Annotated in this window: 18 protein-coding genes and 2 pseudogenes; 12 read left to right on the top strand and 8 right to left on the bottom strand. The window is 69.3% G+C overall.

Annotated elements, in window-relative coordinates:
* Positions 1 to 387 precede the first annotated feature (387 nt).
* Both IE136_RS34745 and IE136_RS34740 read left to right on the top strand, forming a co-directional pair.
* Complete coding sequence (locus IE136_RS34745) at positions 388 to 693, top strand: MerR family transcriptional regulator (protein WP_189602516.1); 306 nt, start codon at positions 388 to 390, stop codon at positions 691 to 693.
* 817 nt (positions 694 to 1,510) lie between these two features.
* Positions 1,511 to 4,627, top strand: coding sequence for a CHAT domain-containing protein (locus IE136_RS34740; protein WP_189602515.1), 3,117 nt, complete (start codon positions 1,511 to 1,513; stop codon positions 4,625 to 4,627).
* 55 nt (positions 4,628 to 4,682) lie between these two features.
* Here the strand turns inward: IE136_RS34740 and IE136_RS34735 are convergent, their stop codons facing one another.
* Both IE136_RS34735 and IE136_RS34730 read right to left on the bottom strand, forming a co-directional pair.
* Positions 4,683 to 5,714, bottom strand: a complete 1,032-nt coding sequence (locus IE136_RS34735; protein ID WP_189602514.1) for a hypothetical protein — start codon at positions 5,712 to 5,714, stop codon at positions 4,683 to 4,685.
* Position 5,715: 1 nt separating this feature from the next.
* On the bottom strand, positions 5,716 to 6,117 hold the full coding sequence (locus tag IE136_RS34730; protein WP_189602513.1) for a hypothetical protein: 402 nt from the start codon (positions 6,115 to 6,117) through the stop codon (positions 5,716 to 5,718).
* A gap of 149 nt (positions 6,118 to 6,266) precedes the next feature.
* Between IE136_RS34730 and IE136_RS34725 the strand changes: the two genes are divergently transcribed.
* The gene (locus IE136_RS34725) at positions 6,267 to 6,641 is read left to right on the top strand and encodes a hypothetical protein (protein WP_189602512.1); all 375 of its coding nucleotides are present in this window, start codon (positions 6,267 to 6,269) and stop codon (positions 6,639 to 6,641) included.
* A 698-nt stretch (positions 6,642 to 7,339) separates the two neighbouring features.
* On the opposite strand, the gene IE136_RS34720 is transcribed toward IE136_RS34725, so the two are convergent.
* Entirely contained in the window at positions 7,340 to 8,311 is a 972-nt protein-coding gene (locus IE136_RS34720) for a hypothetical protein (RefSeq protein ID WP_189602511.1), read from the bottom strand.
* Entirely contained in the window at positions 8,289 to 9,143 is an 855-nt protein-coding gene (locus IE136_RS34715) for a hypothetical protein (protein ID WP_189602510.1), read from the bottom strand. The genes IE136_RS34720 and IE136_RS34715 overlap by 23 nt, the downstream gene beginning before the upstream one ends.
* Positions 9,144 to 9,266: 123 nt before the next feature.
* On the opposite strand from IE136_RS34715, the pseudogene IE136_RS34710 reads away from it, so the two are divergent.
* Positions 9,267 to 9,418, top strand: a pseudogene (locus IE136_RS34710) (IS5/IS1182 family transposase); the annotation flags it as partial.
* A 403-nt stretch (positions 9,419 to 9,821) separates the two neighbouring features.
* On the top strand, positions 9,822 to 9,974 hold the full coding sequence (locus IE136_RS34705; RefSeq protein ID WP_189602509.1) for a hypothetical protein: 153 nt from the start codon (positions 9,822 to 9,824) through the stop codon (positions 9,972 to 9,974).
* 106 nt (positions 9,975 to 10,080) lie between these two features.
* On the opposite strand, the gene IE136_RS34700 is transcribed toward IE136_RS34705, so the two are convergent.
* Complete coding sequence (locus IE136_RS34700; RefSeq protein ID WP_189602508.1) at positions 10,081 to 10,371, bottom strand: AlbA family DNA-binding domain-containing protein; 291 nt, start codon at positions 10,369 to 10,371, stop codon at positions 10,081 to 10,083.
* 1,018 nt (positions 10,372 to 11,389) lie between these two features.
* Here IE136_RS34700 and IE136_RS34695 point away from each other — a divergent pair.
* The 7 genes and pseudogenes from IE136_RS34695 to IE136_RS36305 all read left to right on the top strand — a co-directional run bounded on the left by IE136_RS34695 (position 11,390) and on the right by IE136_RS36305 (position 17,386).
* Positions 11,390 to 12,067, top strand: coding sequence for a hypothetical protein (locus tag IE136_RS34695; RefSeq protein ID WP_189602507.1), 678 nt, complete (start codon positions 11,390 to 11,392; stop codon positions 12,065 to 12,067).
* A gap of 144 nt (positions 12,068 to 12,211) precedes the next feature.
* The gene (locus IE136_RS34690) at positions 12,212 to 13,732 is read left to right on the top strand and encodes a hypothetical protein (RefSeq protein ID WP_189602506.1); all 1,521 of its coding nucleotides are present in this window, start codon (positions 12,212 to 12,214) and stop codon (positions 13,730 to 13,732) included.
* A gap of 210 nt (positions 13,733 to 13,942) precedes the next feature.
* Positions 13,943 to 14,260, top strand: a complete 318-nt coding sequence (locus IE136_RS34685; protein ID WP_189602505.1) for a helix-turn-helix transcriptional regulator — start codon at positions 13,943 to 13,945, stop codon at positions 14,258 to 14,260.
* The gene (locus tag IE136_RS34680) at positions 14,241 to 14,765 is read left to right on the top strand and encodes an ImmA/IrrE family metallo-endopeptidase (protein ID WP_229819499.1); all 525 of its coding nucleotides are present in this window, start codon (positions 14,241 to 14,243) and stop codon (positions 14,763 to 14,765) included. The genes IE136_RS34685 and IE136_RS34680 overlap by 20 nt, the downstream gene beginning before the upstream one ends.
* Before the next feature lie 650 nt (positions 14,766 to 15,415).
* On the top strand, positions 15,416 to 16,420 hold the full coding sequence (locus IE136_RS34675; RefSeq protein WP_189602504.1) for an SMODS domain-containing nucleotidyltransferase: 1,005 nt from the start codon (positions 15,416 to 15,418) through the stop codon (positions 16,418 to 16,420).
* Positions 16,417 to 16,809: pseudogene (locus IE136_RS36655) on the top strand (ThiF family adenylyltransferase); the annotation flags it as partial. The gene IE136_RS34675 and the pseudogene IE136_RS36655, both read left to right, overlap by 4 nt.
* Before the next feature lie 64 nt (positions 16,810 to 16,873).
* On the top strand, positions 16,874 to 17,386 hold the full coding sequence (locus IE136_RS36305) for a hypothetical protein (RefSeq protein ID WP_229819501.1): 513 nt from the start codon (positions 16,874 to 16,876) through the stop codon (positions 17,384 to 17,386).
* A gap of 188 nt (positions 17,387 to 17,574) precedes the next feature.
* On the opposite strand, the gene IE136_RS34665 is transcribed toward IE136_RS36305, so the two are convergent.
* The 3 genes from IE136_RS34665 to IE136_RS34655 all read right to left on the bottom strand — a co-directional run bounded on the left by IE136_RS34665 (position 17,575) and on the right by IE136_RS34655 (position 22,145).
* Positions 17,575 to 18,708, bottom strand: a complete 1,134-nt coding sequence (locus tag IE136_RS34665) for an SAVED domain-containing protein (RefSeq protein WP_229819497.1) — start codon at positions 18,706 to 18,708, stop codon at positions 17,575 to 17,577.
* Positions 18,709 to 19,194: 486 nt separating this feature from the next.
* Positions 19,195 to 21,852, bottom strand: coding sequence for a DEAD/DEAH box helicase (locus IE136_RS34660; protein ID WP_189602503.1), 2,658 nt, complete (start codon positions 21,850 to 21,852; stop codon positions 19,195 to 19,197).
* A 44-nt stretch (positions 21,853 to 21,896) separates the two neighbouring features.
* Positions 21,897 to 22,145 carry a hypothetical protein gene (locus IE136_RS34655; RefSeq protein ID WP_189602502.1) on the bottom strand — a complete coding sequence of 83 codons (249 nt, stop codon included), beginning with the start codon at positions 22,143 to 22,145 and terminating at the stop codon, positions 21,897 to 21,899.
* Between the last annotated feature and the right edge of the window lie 656 nt (positions 22,146 to 22,801).

The following is a 22,801-nucleotide window of genomic DNA, read 5'->3' as shown; positions in this document are numbered from 1 at the left end:
AAGCCAGAGCAGACGCCTGGCGGGCGACGGGGCTGGCTGCCGAAGAGTGGCGCTGTCACAGGCCACTGAGCAGTTCGCAACACCCGCAGTTCCAGCAGTACGAGTCCCCCTTTCGGTAAGCAGTTGATCATCGAGGGAAGAACGGAGGAACGAAGCGCCATCGGGATCGCCCGGGCGGACATCTTGGGCCCGGGTACCGCAGGACATCGATAGTGAGGTGGTCTCCGGTCAAGCAACCGCGATCCCCGCATCCCCGACAGCAGTCAGGTCGGGTGGGCGGACACAGAAGGCCGGCGCAGTATCAGGGCCGGCAGATGGTGTAGTTCCTTCGGGGCCCTGGTGCCGTACGGCACCAGGGCCCCTCCACGCGTTCCACAGAGAGGTGCGATGACAGCAGACGACTCGCACCGCCGTCTCGACGACGACTACCCCGCCTACACCATGGGCCGGGCCGCCGACATGCCCGGCACCACACCGAGCTTCCTCCGCGCCCTCGGGGACGCCCGCCTCATCACCCCGCTGCGCTCCGAGGGCGGCCACCGCCGCTACTGCCGCTACCAGCTGCGCATCGCTGCTCGGGCCCGCGAACTCGTCGACCAGGGCACGCCCATCGAGGCCGCCTGCCGCATCATCGTCCTCGACGACCAGCTCGAGGAAACTCAGCGCGTCACCGCCGAGTACCGCCGGCGCTGAAGCGGCCAACCCGCTGACCGCGGCCTGACACGGTGGTGCGCCCGCCGGATACCGGCGGGCCTCGGGCACACATGTCGGGGTACTGGTCGGCGGCCCGCTCGAAGTCCTGGGAGAAACCGATGTCCTCCACACGCCGCTGAGCGTGCGCGTCGCCGGGCACCAGCCACGGCCGGCCCGTGTACCGCAGGGGGAGTCGGCCGTCCCCGTCGTCCGCTCCCTGGTTCCCCCGGCACGGGACAGATTCGCCGACGCGCCCGATCCGGGAGCGCCCGAGACGATCTCGGCGAGCCAGGTCCGCGGCCCCGGATGGTCCACGCTGCCTGCCCAGACGAAGCTGCGCACCGGACCAAGTCCACCGACCTGGCGGAAGAGGTGCGCCGCGAGATCACCGAGCGGGCCGGGGTGAGCCCGCAGCTCCAGCACCAGCTGGACGCCGCCCGGCACAACGCCCTCCTCTGGGTGAAGAAGGAGGCTGAGACCCGCCGGGAGCTGTGTGGAAGAGGAGGCCGTCACCTGCTGCGAGACCGTCCGCACCGCGATGCACACCGCGCTCGGCATCGTTCTGCACGGCTTCGGCTACCGCACACGCCCTCCGCCCTTCGGCTTCGGATTCACCGTCCTGCCGCTTCGCCCCGCCCCGTACACAGTGCCCGGCCCGCCGCGGCCCAGCCCGTGGCCTCGTGCCGCCGGCCGGCGGGCCGTCGCCGGTGACGCTGTCCGCGGCCAAACGTCCGAAGTCGAGCGACAGCGGCGGGGCGGCGGGGCCATCATCGAAGCATCGACGGCCGCAGGGGCTTGACGGCAGGGGGAGGGTGCAATGGGGGAGCGTGAGGACATGCTTGCTGCGGTCAGGGAGCGGGTGGACCGCGTCACCGCTACGGGTGACGGGTCCGCGGTGCTGGACCCGGCTGCGATGGTGTTGTCACGGAGTCTCGCGACCGTATGTGACGCGGGCAGCGGGGCTGATCTGGAGGTGGAGTACGCGTTGGGGTGGCTGCACTTCCACCGTGCGCAGTCCCTTCCCCCGGAGCAGGCTGCGGCCAACCGCGAACTGGCCATCCGGCTTTTCGCCTGGTGCTTCATCAAGGGGACCCGAGAAACGGGCGAGATACCGCGGTCCTTGCTCGCCCCGCTCGCCGGGGCGGTGCTCCCGTTCGCGGCGAGCACGCTGGAGCGCGCACGGGACACCATGGACCCGGCGGGGCAACAGCTGGCGGAAACCCTCTACCGGCGCATCCTCGTCTGCCTCCCCGAGGCAGATCCTGAACGCGCGCTGTGCCTTTCCCACTTCAGCATCGCGCTGCTGCTGAAGTACGGCCTCACCCTCGCGGCGTCGGACGCGGACGAGGCGGTGGAGACGGCGCGTACAGCCGTGCAGGCCGCCGCGCCCTATCCGCCCCTGCTGGCCAACTCGTTGAACAACCTCGGTCTTGTCCTCCATGCGCGCTTCAACCACATGGGGGTGCTGGCGGACCTGGACGAGGCGGTGGACGCCCTGCGGGACGCCGTCGAAGCCGCCGCCGACGATGCGCCCGGCCGAGCAAACAGCCTGATCCAGCTGAGCCGCGCCCTGAAGGTGCGATATGAGAACACCAGAGCACTGACAGACGCGGACGAGGCTGTCAGGACCGCCCGCACCGCCCTTCGCATCGCCCCCGACCATCCCAACCTGTCCTCCCACCTGACCACGCTCGGTAGCTGCTTGGCGATGCGGTACGAACGCACCGGCATCTTGGCGGACCTCGACGAGGCGGTGGAGACCGGTCGTGCCGCCCTCCAATGTGTCCCGAAGGGGTGGCCGCACGTGGCCCCGGACCTCTCGACGTTGGCGGCCATCCTGCTGATGCGTTTCGAGCACACGTCGGTACAGGCCGACCTCGACGAAGCCGTCGAACTGAGCCGCGCCGCCGTGCGGAGCCTCCCCGCCTACTACCCTGCCGCCGATCACGCTCTGTACCTATCCATCCTCGCGCGCATCCTGTTGGTGCGGGCCGAGCACACCCCGGCGGCCGACGACTTCGACGAGGCGGTGGCGGCCCTTGGAGCCGCCCTGGACGGTACGCGCGACGGCCACCTCCACGGGACGGTGTACCGGGCCCATCTCGGTGGCGCCCTGCTCCAGCGGTCGAAGTTCTCCAACAGCGCGCGGGATCGAGAGCGGGCGCTCGCCGAGCTGCGACAGGTGGCCGAACACGCGACGGCACCCCCGAGCATTCGCGTCACCACGGCCCGCCTGGTGGCGCAACTGACCGCCGCCTCCGATCCGTCCGGCTCCGCTGCGCTGTTGGAGAAGGCCGTTATGACGCTCCCCGAGGTGGTGCCACGCCGCCTGGGTCGGGGCGACCGGCAGCACGCGCTCGGTACCCTCGCCGCCGGTCTGGCCGTCGACGCGGCCGCCCTCGCCCTGGCCGACACGAGCGTCGCCGCACCGGACCGGGCCGTGAGGGCGCTGCGCCTGGTCGAGGGCGGGCGGGCGGTGCTCCTGTCGCAGGCATTGGACACTCGGGATGATCTGACGGCCCTGCGGAAGCGGCACCCAGACCTCGCCGCCCAATTCGTGGGTCTGCGCGAGGCGCTGGACCGGGACGCTGAGCCGGTGCCGTCGACCGGCGGTGGCCCTGCGGAGGGCGGCGGAGATGGCGCATGGCACAGTGGTGAACGGCACCGGCTGGCGGAGGAGTTGTCGCGGGTGCTGGAGCGCATCCGTGCCTGCGACGGGTTCGCCGGGTTCGGGCTGCCGCCCCGCCTCGATGAGCTCCTGGCCGAGGCCGCGCACGGCCCCGTGGTGACGTTTGCGGTCAGTTCTCATCGCAGCGACGCGCTGCTCCTCACTCCGGACGGCGTCTCCTCGTGCTCGCTGCCTCGGCTCACCCTGGAAGCCGTCTTGCACCAGGCCGAGAGCTTCTACCGGGCCTTGGAGGACGCCACGGCACCGGACCGCGACCGCGTGGCTGCGCAAAAGACGCTCCGCGGAGTACTGGAATGGCTGTGGGAGGCGGCGGCCGAACCGGTCCTCACCGCCCTCGAAGCCTTGGGGCACGCCCTCCCACCCGCGCACAACGAGGACGAGCTGCCACGGGTGTGGTGGGCACCAGGCGGGCTCCTGGGCCTCCTGCCCCTGCACGCCGCGGGCTTCCACACGGACACGGCCACCGGGACCGGTCCGGGCGCGCGCCGCCGCACCGTCATGGACCGGGTGGTCTCCTCCTACACCCCCACCGTCCGCATGCTGCACCATGCCCGGCGGCCCCGGCCGACGGCCGCCGGCGAGGTCCGGTCCCTGGTCGTCGCCGTTTCCGATGCCCCAGGCCTCCCCCCGCTGCCGCACGTGGCGGAGGAGGCGCGCCGCGTACGGGCCCTGCTGCCGCGCCCGATCGACCTCACCGCCCCTGAGCCCCACGACGAGAGGCCCCGTCCGGCACCGGGCGGTGACGTCCCCACCACGGCCGCCGTCCTGGCCCGCCTCCCGGAATGCGCCATCGTCCACTTCGCGTGCCACGGCGCCACCGACCACACGGATCCCTCGCGCAGCCGGCTGTTCCTCCACGACCACGACACCGCGCCGCTGACGGTGTCCGCTCTCGCGTCAGCCGACCTCGACCATGCGCGGCTGGCCTACCTCTCCGCCTGCAGCACCGCGACTCCCGGCGGGCCCGACCTGCTGGAGGAGGCCATTCACCTCACCAGCGCGCTGCGAGTCGCCGGTTTCCCGCACGTGGTGGGGACGTTGTGGTCGGTCGACGACCAGATGGCCGCCGAGATCGCCGAGTCCTTCTACCGGCATCTGTTCCCCGGTGCCCCCACGTGCCCCGCCGACCCCGGTCCGGGCCCGGATCGCGCCGCCGTTGCGCTGCACCACGCCGTACGGGCGGTACGGGACCGCTATCCGGCGACGCCCTCCCTGTGGGCGGCCCACCTCCACTCCGGCAGGTAGCGCGACCGGACAGACAGGAGGCGCCGGCACGCTGCCTGGGCGTCGCCCGGGGGCATCACAGTGCCGGTGTCTCGCCCGTCCGGCCCGGGACGGGCTCGCTCCGCGGGGCTGTCAACGAGATCAGGTGCCCCTGCCCCTGGAGCAAGAAGGTGAGTTCGCGGCCGATGCGCCGGTCCAGCCGCCGCGGCTCCTCACCCCGCACCAGGCCGTGCAGCCGGGCGAGTTCGACGGCGTGCAGCCTCGTCGCCGCCTCCAAGACCTGGGCGTAGAGGTCCGTCGCGGCTCGGGTACGCCGCCAGCCTGTGAGGACGAGGACCGCCGCGGCGACCAGCCCGGGCCACCACACGACGCCCACGCCCACGTACAGCACGCCCCAGCCGGTGAGGGTTGTCGTACGGCCCAGTTCGCTGCGGGCCTCGGTGAGCTCAGCGCGTGTCGTGTCGGGCAGGCACAGCCGCAGGTGCGGCCAGACGGTGGCGGGATCGAGGTCGTACTCGCGGCGCAGGCGGACCGCCACACCGGCGACGCGGTCGCCCATCCACGTGGGGCAGGTTGGCCGTTCGAGGGCGATGCGCGCAATGCGGCGTTGCTGGTCCGTCAGCGACGGGATGTCGGCAGGGGCGGTGGGTGGCGAGGTGGTGGTGGACGCCTGGGATTCGAGGGCCCGTTGCCGCGCGTGCCGTTCGACATCGACTCTGCGCCGCCGGGCCAGTTCGTCCCAGCGGGCAGCGCGCGCGGCCACCCGTTGGCGAGCTAGCCAGCGCAGTGGGGCGGGCCAGGCGTCGCAATCGACCGCAACCCAGACCCGTTCGACACCGGAGCCGAGTGCCTGGGCGACCACGCCCGCGGCCGCCGCGCCTAGCAGCCCGGCGACCAGCACCACGGCCAGACTGCCAACCGAACCCGCGCGCGGCGACGCGGCCAGGGCATCGACGTATCGGACCAGCCGTGCCACGTCGAGCGCGTGCCCGTGCCCGAGGACCCGTCCCGCAGCGAGTACCGCCAGGTAGAGGGCTCCAGGCAGGACCAGTATGGACACCCAGCGCTCGGCCAGGCGCTTGCCGATCTCGGCCAGCAGCCCGCCCACGTCAGACCCTCGCCCAGCGCAGTGCTTCCCCGGAGAGCGAGCAGATCGGCGGCTCCTCCCCGGTGTCGTCCGGCCACCACAGGCGCGAGCAGCGGCCCGCCGGGCAGAGGAACACGACGTCGACGGGGTCCGCCGCCGGCAGGACGTCCGGACGGGCCCCCGGCGCGCGCAGGCCGTCCCCGTACACGCCCGCCGCATCACCGCACCGCAGCAGCGTGTCGTGGAGCTCGTCCAGTTCCCGCTCGACATCGCCTCCAGCCCTTACAGCGGTCAGGAGCCGGTCGAGTACGGCTTCCCCGCCGGTCTCACGCAGCAGCGCCCGCCGGTCCTCCAGCTCAGCACACACGCGAGCCAGCGCGTCCTTCGTCCGCACCCGCCGGTCGGCTGCGCTCTCATGGGCCATCGCGGTCTCCCCCCGGTGTCGTCCCCGCTTCCCCACCGGAACGCTACCCGCTCCACCGGGGCCCACTAACCCACGTGGGACTAACCGAACTCGGGTGTCCGAGAACCGGGGGACCGGTGTGGCCGCTGACCCTCACTCAGCGGCTGGACATGGAGCCGAAGCCAGAGGAGGCCGAGTCGGTGGGGGCCGCCACCGCGACCGGCTCCCACGAGCAGGAGCTGGACCGGTGGCGGCAGGCATCTGGCGCCGATCTGATCGAAATCCCCACGGTCGAGGTCCCCGACGCCCTCACCCCGGTGCAGAAGGCCATGCTCGCGCGGCAGGCCCGCCGATCGGTGGAGGGCAAGACGCTCACGGAGGTCGAGGAGGCGCGGGAGGAGGCGAGGCGGGTGTACCGGCTCGTTTCCAAGGTGGTGCTGGACGAGGAGGACCAGGCCCGCATGGCAGCCGCCGTCGTCACGCTCGACACCTTGGACGAGGTCCTGGAGGAGCTGCGCCCGAGCGACGCGGTTCCGCGTCGCTGACGAGGGCGCCTGGCCGTACACGGAGCCGTCCCGCCAGCACGGAGAAATCCGGCGGGACGGCTCTCGTCGAGAGCGTGGCGCCGACGCGCAGCCCGTCGCGCGAGGCGCCAGGCGTGACGCGCAGCCGTCACAGAATCGAGCCGACCCGCGGGTATGACGGCTCGACGTCACGCTCCGCGCTGGCTCACCGGGCTCGCGGGGGACGAAGGCTTCAGCGGCCCAAGCCCTGGCGGAGCTGCGGATCGGTTCCGGTCGGTCGCGGTGCGCTCTCGTGGCGCGGCCCGCCGACCACTGTTCCTCTGGCCCCAGTCGTGGAACGGCTCCTCGCGGCGGCCGCCAGGACTGCGGGTGGCGCCGTCGTCAGCTGTCACAGTGGCCCGAGCGAGCGCTGCATCGCCGTAAGCGCGGCAGGGTGTACGAGCGGCCGCGCGAGCTCGACGACCGCGGCCAGCTCCTACCGCGAGGCGTCCCGCATCTACGGCGGCAGCGACTCGATCCGCTGGAGCGTCCGGCCCGTGACATCAGCGAACACCCGGGACTTCTGCTCGGACCAGGGGGCGTTGCGTTCGAGTCCTACCCGCCCCACCACCGCCCGTGGCCGCAGGAAGGTTTCTCCGCGATGACGGGCTTCTTGCTCCCACGGTGCACCCGTCGTGAGCGCATCACGGCAGCGACACGCCCGGAGCCACCCGGACGCCTCAGTCCGCGCGGAAGGCGACGCGGACCGTGTTGCCCGCCGGGATCACGAGCACGCTGCCGCCCGTCTCGGACCAGTTCTCGGAGATGAGGAACATCCGGCCGTTCACCTCCGCGAGGAGGCGCAGGCCCTCGTACCGGTACCGGAACCGCTGCGGGTGGTCGGCGACGGGCAGGACGGTCTCACGTGCCTGCCGGGGCGGGAAGTGGAGCCGCTCCGCCGTGTCGACGGTCACCGCCGGGCGCAGCCACAGATTGCGCGCCAGATACCGGGCGTCGTCGTCGCCGTGCTGCTTCGCGTACGCGTGGACCGCCCAGAAGGACGACAGGCCGACCAGCGCGGCGACGAGCGCGAGCGCCAGCCGCTCGCGCGCCACCGGGTAGTCGGCGCCGTTCAGCTTGAAGAACAGGGCCCTGCCGTACACGACCAGCACCAGTCCGCTGCCGAGCAGCAGTGGGGTGTCCATCGCCCCGGCGTCCCACGCGCCGAGCCCGCCGAGCATGCCGAGCGTGAAGAGGACCAGGCCGCAGACCGAGAGCAGGTACGGCGCGAACCGGCCGCCGGGCGGCAGGCGGCCGTTCCTGGCTCCCAGCGCGCGTGCCGCGTAGTAGACCAGGACGGCGACCAGCGCGATGGTGAGCGCGGCGCCGGCGGGTACGTAGAGGGCGCCCGCGCTGCGCAGCGCGTAGTCCTGGGTGGAGAAGCCGAGGGTCGCTGCGTCGACGCCGAAGTGCGCGTAGAGGGCGTCGGTGTAGGCGAAGCCGAAGTACAGCAGCAGGGCGCCGATGAAGGTGGTCGGGGCGAGCAGCGTGGCGAGCGTGATGGCCCAGTTGCTCCAGGGGCGCCCGTCGCTGTCGGAATCCCCCTCGGCTGTGAGGGGCCCGTCGGCCGTGGGGCCCCGTCGTTCCTCCGGTTCCCTTCGGCCATACGGCCCCCTTCGCTCGGGCGGCTCAGCCGACCCCGCCGGACTCACCGGTGCCCCCGTCGGTGGTTTCCCCGGTGGTCTCGCCCGTGGTCTCCTCGGTGGTCGTTTCGCCGGTCGTTTCGCCGGTGGTCGTCTCCCCGGTGGTCGTCTCGCCGGTCGTTTCGCCGGTGGTCGTTTCGCCGGTCGTTTCGCCGGTGGTCGTTTCGCCGGTCGTTTCGCCGGTGGTCGTTTCGCCGGTCGTTTCGCCGGTGGTCGTCTCCCCGGTCACTTCGCCGGTGGTCTCGCTGGTGGGGTTCAGTTGAACGGAGAGCGGGTCCTTGTCCTGGCCCCTGACCCCACCCTCGTCCCTAAGGGTCACGCAGATGATGCGCGGCTTGTTGGAGGTCACGTTTCCCTGTTTCCGGGGGAATTTGAAGGGCACCCCGAAGGTCTTCCCCTCCGTCTTCGGCGGGACGGTGACGGTCCGGCTCGATGGGGACATGGGTTGGCGCTTCCCGTCCGGAGAGCAGTCCACGACCGAGACCGTGCCCACGTAGGGTTCGGACGACGGATTCACCACGAACTTCTCGTAGTGCTCCGGAAAGAAGCCACCGAACGCGTCGGAGAGTCGGCCCGCGCGGCTGAAGTTCCCGCTGTCCTTCTCCCGCCTCCGCCGCTCCTGGGCGTCCTCGTCCTGGTCGCCTCCCCCCGTCGTCCCGGCGGTCGCCGTGGCGTCGGTGGTGTTGGTCGCGTCCGAGACGACGCCGGTCTCGGGGGTCCGGTCCTCCCCCTCCGACCCGGAGGAGCAGCCGGTCAGCGGGGCGGCCCCGGCGCAGAGGAGAACGAGCGCGAGGAGCGCGCCCCTGGTCCTGCTCCGACGACGAGTTGTCCGGCCGCGCATGGAGCCTCCCGATCCGGGGCTGTCGGAACGGACTGCATCCGTCCCGTGTCCCGGCAGCCTAAAACGGCGTCATATCGGGTGAAACCGCCGTCCGGGTAACTGTCCTGGGTGGCCCGCGCGCGCCTGCACGAGTTCCTCTTGGCGCAACTCCGTAAGACCGGATTGCTCGAGATGGACGATGCCGCGATCGACGGCTCCCACGTCAGGGCCCTGAAGGGGGGCACACCGGACCTTCGCCGGTTGACCGCGGCCGCCCTGGCAGCAAGCACCACTTGACCCAGAGGACGCTGAGGCCGTGCTGCTCGTGCAGCCCGGCGGGCGGATTCCCGGATTCGCGACCATAGGGCCGGCGGGGACGAAGGGACGCTCGCTCTTCCCGGCGCCTGCTTCGTGGACGCCCTGGTCGGCTGTCGCCTCCTGCGGCGACTTGCGGCCCTTGGTTCCCCGTTGAAGGTCCTATAGATCGTCAAGCCGGCTTCACGACCGCATCGAGGACCGCCAGCGCCCCGCCCGAGCCGCCCCGGCGAGGGGGGCCGTGTGTCGCCGGACGTGCCGGACTTCTGGAAGAGATATACGTCGAAGGCGCCTCACGATGGCACCGCCTCACCTGCGACAGACACCATCGAGACGGTTAGCGCCGGGCTCGCTCCCCGTGCCCGGCTGGCCGTGTGGCCGGACATGTCCTCCGACACCGGCGCGGTCCTCGGCACCCTCCCGACCGAGGGACTCGTCGAATGTGTCTGGCAGGACGAGGACGGCCGGATCCACAGCGCAGTCGCCGACGGAGACCAGCAGGACCGGTGCGACAGAGCTTGCAGCTGCCCGCCGTAGGGCCGTCACGTTGCCTCCAAGAGGTCGCACTGCCGCGCCCAGGCGGCTACGGCTCCTCGGTTGCGGTCGGTGAAGCCCTCGGTGCGGAGATCTCCGTGCATGATGATCAGGCCCGTCTCCGGGATGCCGTAGGCGTGAAGGAGTTCATTAGGTCAACGTCGAAGACTCGGCTCGGCACGCCCTTCGTTTCCGCCATGCCGATGACGAGGACCCCGCCTCGGTGGTTGGCCAGTGCGGCGACGTCCTTGGCCAGCTCCTCCTTGCCCTTGTCATCGGATCCGTAGTGAGCCCGCTTGTAGTCGAGATCCTCGGCTTCGGCGGCTTCGGGGTTCCCCACCAGGGTCTCGACGTCCTGGTAGCTCACGGCATCCAGCCGGGCCCCGAACAGATCTTCCAAGCGCCGTGATCGCATCACCATGCATGAGAAGTATCCCTGGGGACCGACCTGCCGCAACGCCTCTGGCAGTGCCGACCTCTCGCGCCTGACGAACCATCCCTGTGCGACGCGAAAGCCGCCCTACTTTCGTGAACGGTTCCGCAGGCTGCCGGCCAGGCCTACGCTGCGCCGGGCCCGGCCCCTCGCGCACCTTCGCCAGTACCCACCCCGTAGGCCGACGCTCCCCGAGCGCCTGGCGGCCACCGACTGTGGCGGAGGCTCCAGCCGCTCGGTGGCGTCCTGGTCGTAGTCGACGCCGTCGACCGGGCCCCGGGCCCACCCCCCCGTACTCCGCCGCTTCCACGCCGCCTTTCCACTGGTGGATAGGCAGTATTCGCAGCGTGCGCGATTCGTACCGCAGGCCTGTCAGCGGAGTGGTGGAGAGCGAGTTGCACTCACTCGTTCTTCGGAGCCAGGTCGGAGTGCGGGCCGATCACGTTGATGATCAGGCGGAAGAGCTTGTTCGGTTTGGGCCCGGTGCGGGCGGGTCAAGCGTCTCCCGGCGGGTCCATCCCACCGTTCATCGCCGTCATGATCGGCGGCGCAATCGCCCTCGCCGGCCCCCTTCTCACCACCTGGCTGCGATGTCTGCGCACCGAGAGTATGAACAGGTGAAGGACAACCGGACTGGGTGGCCCGTTCATACGAGGCACACCACGCGACTGGAAGGCCGGAGCAGGTCTCGACACGTAGTGGAACCGCGGCGCAAGCCAGCTCTGCTGGCGGTGTCGGCAGAGGTCCTCGTGCGCGAGGTCACAGGCCAACAGGCCACGCCGCCCGATGTGGCGCGCCTCTGATGACGGGCCTGCCAGACTCTTGCATGGCAACAAGACCGAATAGCGGGAGACCACACTGCCGCAGCCGTCCCTCTCCCGCAGACGCACTGCCCAGCAGATCCAATGAACTCTCGTCTGTAGGGTGGAATCCTGGGCGGTGATCCGCCCGGATCAGCAGGCTTCGCATGAGAGACACTGGGCGAGTGTCTGAGCAGCCTTTCGCCTTCCTGCCCCTGTCCTACGCGGCCAGGCCCCCCAGGGTTGTCCTGGTGGCACCCCACGATGATGAGGAGTGGGTTGCGTGGACTGCGGCGGGTCTGGCACGGCTCTCCACGGTGTGGGGCTGTAGCGGAAGCGTGGTCATCCCGTCTGTCGCCGTCGCGAACCCGGCTGTGGAGCGTTGCTTGGCGCGCTTCAATCCTGATCACGTCCTCGCTTACTTGCCCTCGTGGGCCACGGCCGACGGGGTGCGGCCGGGCACCATCGATAGGCTGATGGCTGTTCGAACTGCCAGGGCCGGCGGCGAGGTTGCTGGTGAGCAGTTCGAGGAGATGCTGCGTAAGGAACCGTGGAACGCGCCCATCGTTCAAGCGGCCGAGGCAGCGGCCGACAAGCTCCGTGAACTGTGTGGTACGAACAGGCGCGACGAGCACGTACAGAGCAGCTACCTGTTCGACGCCGATGACGTGCGCGACCTCACACCACTGTCTGCGGTCACGAAGGCAACGGCCGTCGGTATCCCGAGGCGTCTGGTGACGACGGTGGAGTCCCTCGCCTATGCGATGCACGTGGGTGTCGGTGAATCCGAAGTGGAAGGCCAGATTGGGGCCAGTCAATGGCAGGAGGCCGCCGCCCGCGGCAATGAGTCGCCTCTGCTCTAGCAACTACATGCAGATGCACTTGAGGATTGTTGCCCTATCCGCTCGCATGAGGCGGCACTCTGCGTCTCGGTCTCAAGAGCGTTCCAACGACGGGAACCCGTTGTCGTCCTGGGGGACCGGCCGGAAGACTTTGCCCTTTCTGAAGTGCTGCGCCAGATCCGTGGCGTGGTGACATGGATTCCGTGGGCTGACCCTGGCCTGCACGACATGTGGTTGTTCTCGCCTCGTAATCGCCTGCTGGTGACGAGCGCGTCGCTGACCCTCGACGAGACTCGACAGCAGATCGAGGAGAAGTGGCAGAAGCGCCCCGTCAGGTCGATTCAACCAAAGGAGGAAGAACATCCCTTCGACGTGGTGCACCCTGACGCCATCGACATCGACCACCCGTTAATGGTGGTCCTGAAGGACAGCTGGGACCAACCGCGTTCCCTGCCCGTCACCAGGGAACCTGATGGCACCCTTCAGGCATCTCTCTCGTTGGCTGCGGAAGTCCCGAACGGTCTGGATCCCGACAGGCACCGCTGGCAGGTCACCCTTACCGCCCCCAGTCACCCGGTGCCGCCGCTTCCTGTACTGGGTTCGCACGCCGTGATTGCCACTGGGCAGAACCCGTGGGAGACCTTTGTACGAGCTGCGGACGGGGGAGTCACCTACTGGTCCCACCGTTTCGACTTTGTCCCCAGCGGGGCTTCCCTGGCGGGTTCCCTTGCCTCCCCACGGCTGTCTTGGCCGGGTATCAGGAGCATCCTGAAGGTCGCCGCATCCGCCCAAGGCGCAGACGTCCGTCCGAGTCCCGCCGGAAAGCGGGCGGCCATCACCGAACGCCTCCTCGGTTCCAGGACGGCGCTGGAAGAGCTTGCTGCCAGCCCGGGGTGGGCGCTGCTGCGCATGTTCATGCCTGCGGTCGCCCCTGGAGGCTGCCCGGCAGGAAGCTGGTGGAAGCTCAAGTCGGCAACGGTTCTGTCCTGGGAGGCGATCGCTGCCCTCGATGACAACGGATGGGAGCCTGAGGCGCGGCGAGAGCAGGTGGATCAGTGGACGTCCCAGGGCGTACTGCGCCGAGGGCTGATCCTGGGCTGCGGCCACTGCCCAATCCTCGAGTTCTATCCCCTGTCGGAGATCAGCCAGAGCTATCTGTGCCGACGCTGCGGTGGGACCAACCAGCTGACAGGTGACCGCTGGAGACCCGTAGCACCAGAGCCCCGCTGGTTCTACGACCTGCATCCGGCAGTACTGGAACTCGTCAAGAACGATGGGGACGTACCCCTTCTGGCGACACGATTCCTCCGTAGTGAGTACTGGGCGCGTCAGGCGCTGGTTGGCGAGGAGTTCGAGCTCCTCATGGACGGCAACCCTTGTGTCGAGATGGACTTCGCACTCGCCACCGACCAGGAACTGTGGCTGGGAGAAGCCAAGAGCAACGACTCGCTCGGCAATACGCAGAGAGAACGGCAACGGGAGGCAGGCAAGCTTCTTCGGGGGTGTGCCCTGACCGGAGCAGCCGGCTTGATCCTGGCCACTGCCCACAGCCATTGGGCAGAAACGACCGTGGAAGCCGTAAGAACCGAGGTACTAGGGCGCCGCACGGCGAACAAGCCCGTGCCCAAGGTCCGCCTTCTGACGGGTCTGGGGACGTCACCGAAACTCGTCCCCTTGCCCCTATGAAGGTGCGCTTCTGACCTCCCTCTCACCGGTGGGCTCCACGGTGCGCCGGACGCCCCACGTCCCAGCCCCGCGGCGAGACACCCGCCATCCCAGGCTGTCCTCACGCTGAGATCGACGAGGCCGCAACCCGAGCGTGTCACGGCCCAGGGCTGGTCGGGTGCAGAGCAGGGAACTAGGTTGTCAGTGAGACTGGCAGCGCTTGGGGGATATGTGGACGAGCGGGAGTTCAACGAGACCGTTGCCCGGCTGATCCGTGAGGCGCGGATGCGTGCCGGGGTGACACAGGAGTACGTAGCGCGACGAGCGGGGCTGACGCGCGGTTCGATCACGAACATCGAGTCCGGAACCCAGTCCCCGCCTCTTTACCGGCTTGCCCTGATCGCCGCAGCGGTCAACGCGGAACCCACCGACCTGCTTCCCTCGCTCCACCTGGACGAAGCCTCCGGTCTTGCCGCGCGTCATGCCGCCGATGTTGCCGCGGTGTGGGCGCAGGCCTCGAAGAGCAGGAGTGCCGGTGGCGAAGGCTGACCTGGCGGCCCGCGGGCTGCTGCGGGAATTCCGGATCGATGCACCACCGGTCGATCCCTTCGCCCTGGCTGAGCACCTCGGCGTCCTAGTCGTCCCGCAGCGCATGGACGACGACGTCTCCGGCATGCTCCTGCGTAAAGACGGCGCCTGCGTCATCGGCGTCAACCAGGCGCACTCCTTCGAACGACGCCGCTTCACGACGGCACACGAACTGGGGCACCTGCGCCTGCACGAAGGACGCCCACTGATCCTGGACACCGATGCCCGAGTGAACTACCGCAACACGGTCTCGAGTATGGCCACAGACCGCGAGGAGATCGACGCCAACCGGTTCGCCGCGGCGCTGCTGGCTCCTGAGGACATGGTCCGCCGGGCGGCGCAGCACATCAGCTTCCGCACGACGGACGACCTGGTGCGGGTCCTGGCCAAGCGTTTTCAGCTGAGCGAGATGGCCATGACCTACCGCCTGATGAACCTCGGCATCGTCTCCGGCCCCGCGCACTGACGCCACCGGGCCGGGTTGCCGGCCCGGCCCCGCTTCCGCCGCGCACCCCCGGGCGCCGCCCTGCTGTGCGCCCTCCGGGCCCGCGCCCTCTTTACCCCTCCCGCCCCGGCCGCCCGAAGGGCCGACGGGAGAGGAGCCGAACCCGTCTCCGTCTCAACCACACTGAAGAGACGTCAGCCAAACTGACCTTCAAAAAGTGTCTTGCATCAGTGTCGCTGTGTGTGGTGCACTTGTTACCGCAGAGAGTGACCGGTCTCTGTGCATAACGGGTGGCCCCTGCTCGGCGTGAGGCCGACGGCACAGTCCACCCCCGGGCGGTACCGAGTGCGCGTGCCTGGCCATGATGGCCGGCATCGTCAACCGGACCGCACCGGCTCCCCTCGATGGCCAGCCGTCACCCAAGGCCATCCGCTGATGCCGCGCATCGGCCGACCCTCTGCCCAGTGCCATGGCCGGCCCCCTCCGCGAGCCCACACCAGGAACTCGCAAGCACACCCATGTCCGCAGCCGTGCGCCCCCTCACGGGCAAGCCCACGTGCCTTCCCGGTCCCTTCGTGCCCTATGCCGTCACGTCTCCCGCCGGCATGCCCCCACACCCATTTCGTCACCCTGAGCCCTCAGCCAGCTCGCCGCAGAAAGGAACCCTCACCATGCAGTGCCGCAAGAACTTCGACACCTTCCTCAAGAACACCGTGAACCTCAGCCAGGCCAAGCTCACCCTCCTCGACGTACGCGTCGAGGCCATCTACAAGGCCCTTAAGGCCGACCCCGAACTCGGCCCACTCATCCGCGGCAAGAAGCCCCAGGGCTCCTGGGCGCAGCGCACCATCATCAACCCGGTCGGCGACAGCGAGTTCGACGCCGACTTCATGCTCCACCTCACCGAGAACACCGAGTGGGCCGACAGCCCCAAGACCTACATCGACAAGGTCTACGCCGCGATCCACCGACACAGCATCTACGGCACCATGCCCCACACCCGCAAGTGCCGTTGTGTGCAGCTCAGCTACGCCAACTCCATGCACGTCGACATCGTCCCCTACCTTCAGCTGGCCGACGGCCGCGAGGTGATCGTCAACCGTGACGCCAACACGTGGGAGCAGACCAACCCGGCCGGGTTCACCGCCTGGATGCAGAAGAAGGACGGCATCGCCAACAGCAACCTGCGCAAGGTCATCCGCCTGATGAAGTACCTGCGCAACCACCGCGGATCCTTCACCGGTACCCGCTCCATCATCCTCACCACCCTGCTCGGCGAGCGCGTCGAGGAGATCAAGCCGCTCACGGACCCCGGCTGCTACAGCGACGTGCCCACCACCTTGCTCACCATCGTCGAGGACCTCGACCGCTGGCTGCAGGAGCGCTCCTACAAGCCCTCCATTGCCGACCCCTCCGGATCGGGCGTCACCTTCGACCACCGCTGGGACCAGACGACCTACAGCTACTTCCGGGCCCGCATCCACACCCACGCCCGCGAGGTCCGCGAAGCCTACGACGAGCCGGACTACGACCGGAGCGTGCGGCTGTGGCGCAAGCTGTTCGGCGACGCTTTCCCTGACCAGCCGCGTGCCACTGCCTCCCTCACCCCCACGGCGGCCAAGTTCGCCTCCCCGTTGCTGGTCACCACAACCTCCCGCACCGGGCGTGCCGGATGAGCAAGTACAAGCCGCCCGCGGCCCGCCCCAGCCGCTGCCAGCGCCGCCTCTTGGACCAGCTCACCACGCTGGCAGCCGCGCACGAGCCGGACCTGCGTATCACCGGCCGCGCCCATACCGACGCCGACGGTCTGGTCACCGTGCCCATCAGCGTCTGCACCGGCAGCATGCCGCACGCTTCAGGAGGACTGCAGCTCAAGGAGAGTGAGGACTTCCTCCTCACTCTGCCCGTCACCCCGATGATTCCGCCCCAGGTGCGCACCTCCCACATCCGGTTCGCCGGCACTCCCCACGTCCTGCAGGGTGATCGACTGTGCCTCTATCTCGACCCGGCTCGCGAATGGGATCCCGTCGCCGGAATCGCCCCCGTCATCAACCGCCTGTGGCAGTGGCTCTCCGACGCCGCAGCCGGCACGTTCGATCCCGCCACCGCGCTCTACCACCCCGTCGGCGGTGTCCTGCACCACACCCCGGGCGCTCCCACCCTCGTCGTACGAGAACCCGTCTCCCGCCGACCTCATCATCGACGCCACCGTCAGCATCACCGCCGAACGCTTCCTCGACCTCCTCGCCCAGCAGCCCCACCGCAAAGCCGTCCTGGCTCAGCTCGCCACGGACAGCCTCACCGCTAGCCTGGGAATCCTCACTATCGCCGCCCCCGGCACCCCGACCCCCCTGTCCACCATCGATCACACTGCCGGCGGCCACGTCCTTAACGACCCGAGCCTTGAGGCGTACCACGCACTGTGGGCCGAACCGGTCTCGGGCGACGAACTGCGCCCCACAAGAGGCTGCTCCACTCCCACCTTCCACGGCTCCGCCGCCGACCTGATGGCAACCACCGCCACCCTGGTCACCCTGCTGGGCACCCAGATGTGCCACCCCGTATCAGGAACCCACCTGTGCGCCCAGCCCCACACCGGGGCAGCCCCGGCACACCGCTTCATCCCTCACGCAACCGCGTAAGGAGCAATCCCCGCGTCGATGCCGGCGGCCCTGCATTCCCAGGCAGGGCCGCCGGGCGTCGGCAACAAGCCGCTTACCCGGGCCACACCCCCAGCGCAGCTCCGGCAGAAACCCGCACAGCCCGCCGCGGCCACACACCGCCAAGCCCCTGAGGAGAAGGCGCCGTACGGCGGGCCGCCGTACGCAGGTCAGCCGGGAACCTGCCCCACCTCCAAAGTGGGTACGTAGCTGCCCGCCAGACGCTCGTAGAGCACCAGCTGCGGGTGCACCTGCGGATGGTGAGCACGGCCCAGGGCGACAGCCGCGGAGAGGGGAACGGCAGGCAGGACATGCATGCGGCGCAGCGACTTCGCCACCCTTTCCAGCCGCGCGAGAAACATCCGCAGCGTTGCCTCCAGCTGCCGCAGTGACTCCCGGCACCGCAGTATGTCCGGACCGGCCTGCGCGCCCACCGGGCTGACCTCGTAGCGGCGCAGCGCTGAAAGCTCCCGCGGAACCTCATAGGGGGCGATGACCCCCGAGACGTTCACCACGACGACAGCCTCGTCCCCGTCCGGCCCGGCCTGAACCGGATGCGCGGCGAACTCGGTGACCGGGCTGCTCTCGGCAGGCCACACCCAGGACTGCTCGTGCCGGTGACGTTGGTAGATCTCCGTCGGCACGGTGTCGTCCAAGAGCGACCCGAGATAGACCAGCAACGGCAGACGCGCAAACCCAAACACGCTCACGTGCTGCACGGATTCCCGCTCTATCCCCGGCCGCAGCCGGTTGCGGACCACGTCACCGATGACCTCGGTCGCCTGCCGGTAGTAGTGACGGCTGGCCTCGGCGGCAGATTCCGCGTCCCAGGCAGCGGCTGCCTGCTCGCCGGGAGTATGCCGCAGATCTATCTCCACACCGTGCCGGGTGTAGGACTCCAAGTACAAAGGAAAACGGCGGCCCGCCGTCACAGCGTCCGCAGCGGTCTCCCGCGAAAGCTCCACCGCATTTCCGTGCACCGACCCCACCATCCGCACCACCGTGGTGGCCCTCTCCGGCCCTAGCGCGGTCAGGTGCCTGACACGGTCCTCGTGCTCCTGCTTCACACGGCGCAGCCACTCGACCGTGAAGACGTCCAGCGCGGCCTTCGCATCGATCTCCATATGCTGCTGGGCACACAGCAGCATCAGGTTGTCCGCCTCGTCTCGCAGCTCCTTCTCCAACGGATCCCCGCCCCGCGGCGAGCGCGGATCAGTGCTCTGCCCGACGATGTGCGCGACCTCCCCCAAAGGCAGCGTCCGTGCCGACATCGCCCCCTCCAGCAGATACGCATTGCACAGCATGCACCTGCCTCCACTGCGCACCCACACGGCGAGAACCGTCTTGGATGAAAGACGGCTCCGCTTTCCGCCGCCCCCGCTCATCAACACTGCCTCCGTCTCTCCCCCCCCCAGAACAGACGCTAGACGACATCTCCCCTTACCCCAGGGAGATTTGACAAGGCGCCTCGCACCCTCAAAGTGCATCTTTCGCTCAAGGAACGAGGGCTTTGGCAACTACGGTCACGTCGAGTGAGGAAGGCTCGCGGCGTGCGTGCACAGATGCCGTGCCCCGGAACGCAGCACCGGAGCGGTCGCACCCCCTCCGGCCGGGCGGGACTCCAGCCGATGATGGGCGCGGGCGGTGCCAGCAGCGGCCGGGCCTGCAGATGCCGGACGAAGAGAGCGGTGACCTTCTCCATAGGACTGATGGCCCTTCCGAATCCGCCGATCCTCTCCGGCGTATCCGTCGGTGCAGCCGGATCATCCAACGTTCAGACGGACACAGCGCTATGCCCACTCCATACCCAGCTCCCGGAGTGCCTCGAGCTGCTCCGCGGTGAGCCTGTCCCGCCTCGATTTGGTGTTGCTGTACCAGATGCCGAGCTTGGTCTCGGTCCCATCGGGCAGGACCTCCACCGCCTTCCGGGGTACGGGCCGGTCCGCGCCTTCCCGTTCGACCCACTGTGCGAGGGCGGCTACGCCTCTCTGGAAGGCCGCTGCTGCTTTCCCCGACGCCTTCCCGGCACCACCCTTGGCCGCCGGGGCTGTAGCGGGCCGTTCGACGGGCTTCACGCCCAGCCTGGACAGTCGTTCTTGCTGCTCGGCTGAGAGCTGCTTCCAGGTGCCTGGCTTGCGTTGCTGCTGGAGCCATCGTCCGATGTCGTCACCCTCGAAGACGATGCCGGGTGCGATGTCGGGCAGCACGCCGTCGGCTTCGGTGTCGGCCAGGTCCGCAAGCACCTTGTAGGGGCGTTGCCAGTCGAGGGGCCAGGGGCAGTTCCAGTCCGGGTCGATCTCCCCCAGCTGCTCCCCGCGTGAGGCGGCCCGTTCTGGGTCTTTGCCGAGGCCGTCTTTGCGGCGGAGGTTGGCCATGTGCTGTCCGATGGCCAGCTGTTCCCCGTCTCCCTCGCCTTCGCCCCAGACGGCGTCTTGTCGGGGTGCGAGGTGTCCGGTGGCCCGGTGGTAGGAGCGGAGTGCGGCGAGTTTGGTTTCCCATGCTTCGTCGCCGGGTTCCCAGACCATCCCGGCTTCGTCGAGGAGCTGTTTGCGGTGGGGGTCGAGTTCTCCGGCGCGCAGCGCTTTTCGCTGCTGATGCACCCATCGCCCAAGCGGGAACGTCTTCGTCGTCCCGACCTCGGTCTCGACGTCATACGGCACGGTATACAGGCCGGCAATCTCGTTCTCGGTACGCCAGCGGATCAGGGCCTGGTAGCCCTCGAGCCAGACCAGGGACTGGGGGCGGATGACGCGGCAGCGGGTGAGGGCGGCGATGTCGGCGGCGTCGCGGGGGGAGGCGAAGTTGACCACGACCGAGGTGACCCGGTCGGCCTCCTGCTGCGCCTGGCTGGTCTCCGCACCGTCACCGCCGTCAGTTCCCGCTGCGGGGGCGGGCCGGACGTGGATACGCCGCCGCTCGGTACCGTGTGTCAGGGCGCGGGAGGCGAGCTGGTCGACCATGCGTTCCGAGTGCGAGCGCAGGGCTTGGAGGATGTCGACCAGGGGCTGGTAGCTGGCCGAGGCGAGCATGTCCTTCGGGTCCTCGCCGGGCTGGAGGAAGACGGGGATGATGATCCGTGCGGTCTTGGTCGTGCCGTCGGAGTTGGGGCGCAGGGCGCGTCCGATGTTCTGGACGATGTCGACCTGTGAGCTGCGCGAGCCGACGATGCACACGGCCTCGACGCCGCGTAGTCCGGTGATGTCGACCCCGACCCCGAGCGCCCGTACGGAGGAGAGAAACGCCCGGTGCACGCGCCGGTTTTCAGCATTGATGCCGTTGGCGAACCGGTGGATCACCGCACGCCGGTGGGCGATGGGGTGGTCCCCGCACAGCCAGTCCGCCCACACTCGGCCCGGCGGCACGTGGCGGCCCGGCTCGAGCTCGTACAGCTCAGCATCGATCGAGGACGCGGGCAGTTCCTCGGCGCCGGCCAGCGCCGCCGCGGAGGCCTCGGCGGTATACAGCTCAGCGGCCGTGCGCGACATCTGCTCGGCGAACGCGGCCGCCTCCTCCACCCGCTGGTGGAACACCATCGTGGTGTGCAAATTCTGCTGCGCCGCATGCTCCAGCAGCGCCGCCTGGAGCAGGGCCATGCGCCGGCCACGCAGCGCGTCCTCCGACAGACCCAGGATCGGGTCCGGGTCGCGGATCTCCAGCACGTCGATCTCGAACCCCGCAAGGACCGACCGCTCCACCGCCTCCGCCAGCCCAAGATCGAAAATCCGGGTGCCGTAGGTGCTGGAGTCATCCTCCATCGACGCGATCACCACCTCCCGCCCGTCCCGGCCCCGCTGCGGCTTAGGCGCGGCGAGGATCCGCGGAGTCGCGGTCAGGTAGAGCCGGAAGTCGACAGGGATCCGGCTGTTGTCGTGGATCGCCGCCCACGGCCGCCCCATGTCCCCCGCAGTCATGTGCCCCTCATCCACAATGGCCAGGTCGAACGGGGCCATCCGCTGCCCGTACAGCCCCTCCCCGCCCGCCAGAGCCGCCTCCAACGGCCCCCGCACCGTCCGCCGCCCAGTGACGTCGGCGGGGTCCTCCCGGTCGACCAGGGAGGCGTACGTGGCGAACACGACCACCGGCCCCGCTCCTGCCCACAGAGCGAGCTGGATCGGATTGGTCGTGGTGCGCACCCCGAGCTGCTCCAGGACCTCGTCCTTGTCCACCGAGCAGACCGCGACCATAGGCGCGCGGTGCCCGACCCGGCGCCAGGACTGAGCTGTCTGCACGATCAGATCCAGGGTGGGCACCATGACGAGGATCCGCCCGCCCGGGAAGCACTCCAAGGCACAGGCGGCAGCGGTGATCGTCTTCCCTGTCCCGGTCGCGGACACCCCCGTGGCTCGGGCCCCCTGAGGGGGCACAGATGACCTTGCAGGGAATCCCACCCACTTACGGAAACTCGCCTTCTGATCGACCTGATGTTCCTTGAGCGGAATTGCAGACATTCCTTGCCTCCCCTTGCTGGATATTCCGGCGGTTCCTCAGACGGCTACGCCCGGGTGCCAATATGCGGATGAGTCGTCCCAGATAGACGGTTCGCCACGTGCCAACCGCCCAGCTTCCCGTCCCCGAAGGACGGCTTGTCGTCCGCGTCGTAGTGCCCGGCCTCGCGCGTGCAAAAGATGACGTCCCCGGCGGAGAGCTCCACCGTCCGCGCGGTGCACAGATCGCCCGCCTCACCCAGCGCCTCCAGCACCCGCCGCCGCTCCGTGGTGCTCGGGTGAGTACGCGGCAGCACGGTCTCCCGGACGAACGCCTCAAGGAGTACCAGCTCCGCCCGCCCACACTGCCTCACATCCGCGACAGCTACGGTCAGTTCACCGGCCTCAGACGACCGGCCGCCACGCCGCACCCACGGCCATCACGCCCTCGTCCCAAACCTTCCGCGAACACCTCGCTCCGCGAAGCCGGCACCATCCCGTCCCGTTCGACCACCTCGCTCTGTGCCCCGGCGACCGCCTCGGCCTCCACTGCGGCCACCAGGTCGTCCACCTCCGCCGCGCGCACACCCCGGGCCGCCAGGAGAGCGAACCGCTTCAACCGGGCGCTCGCGCCTGTCGTCTGGTGCTGCGTCACCCGGTGCAAAAAATCGCTGCTCAGCGCGGGACCCGAGTCCAGTAGATTCGTGGTGACCGGTCATCTGCGGCCGTTCCTATCAGAATTTAGGGAAGATTCCGGGAGGACTGCAGGTATCCCATATTTCTGCCAACGGTACATGCTGCATCAAGATGAGGCACGCGATACACCAGAGCCCGACACGAACGAGCGACCCCCACCGCAGCATAGGCAAGCGGAAGAAGTAGGCGAACCGCCGATAGACGGCGCACATCGGGGTACACGGGCCGGCATGGCACCGAAGACTGAACACCTCATGTCCCTGCGGGCCGTACGGCA

This window comes from Streptomyces lateritius (assembly GCF_014649715.1).
GTDB classification, from domain to species: Bacteria; Actinomycetota; Actinomycetes; order Streptomycetales; family Streptomycetaceae; genus Streptomyces; species Streptomyces lateritius.
This window is presented reverse-complemented; position numbering and strand designations above follow the sequence as displayed.

Excerpts from the sequence above, each read along its gene's own strand:
- IE136_RS34745 (WP_189602516.1), top strand. The coding sequence starts at position 388 with ATGACAGCAGACGACTCGCACCGCCGTCTCGACGACGACTACCCCGCC.
- IE136_RS34740 (WP_189602515.1), top strand. The coding sequence starts at position 1,511 with ATGGGGGAGCGTGAGGACATGCTTGCTGCGGTCAGGGAGCGGGTGGAC.
- IE136_RS34730 (WP_189602513.1), bottom strand. The coding sequence starts at position 6,117 with ATGGCCCATGAGAGCGCAGCCGACCGGCGGGTGCGGACGAAGGACGCG.
- IE136_RS34725 (WP_189602512.1), top strand. The coding sequence starts at position 6,267 with ATGGAGCCGAAGCCAGAGGAGGCCGAGTCGGTGGGGGCCGCCACCGCG.
- IE136_RS34715 (WP_189602510.1), bottom strand. The coding sequence starts at position 9,143 with ATGCGCGGCCGGACAACTCGTCGTCGGAGCAGGACCAGGGGCGCGCTC.
- IE136_RS34705 (WP_189602509.1), top strand. The coding sequence starts at position 9,822 with ATGTCCTCCGACACCGGCGCGGTCCTCGGCACCCTCCCGACCGAGGGA.
- IE136_RS34675 (WP_189602504.1), top strand. The coding sequence starts at position 15,416 with ATGCAGTGCCGCAAGAACTTCGACACCTTCCTCAAGAACACCGTGAAC.
- IE136_RS34665 (WP_229819497.1), bottom strand. The coding sequence starts at position 18,708 with ATGCTGTGCAATGCGTATCTGCTGGAGGGGGCGATGTCGGCACGGACG.
- IE136_RS34660 (WP_189602503.1), bottom strand. The coding sequence starts at position 21,852 with ATGTCTGCAATTCCGCTCAAGGAACATCAGGTCGATCAGAAGGCGAGT.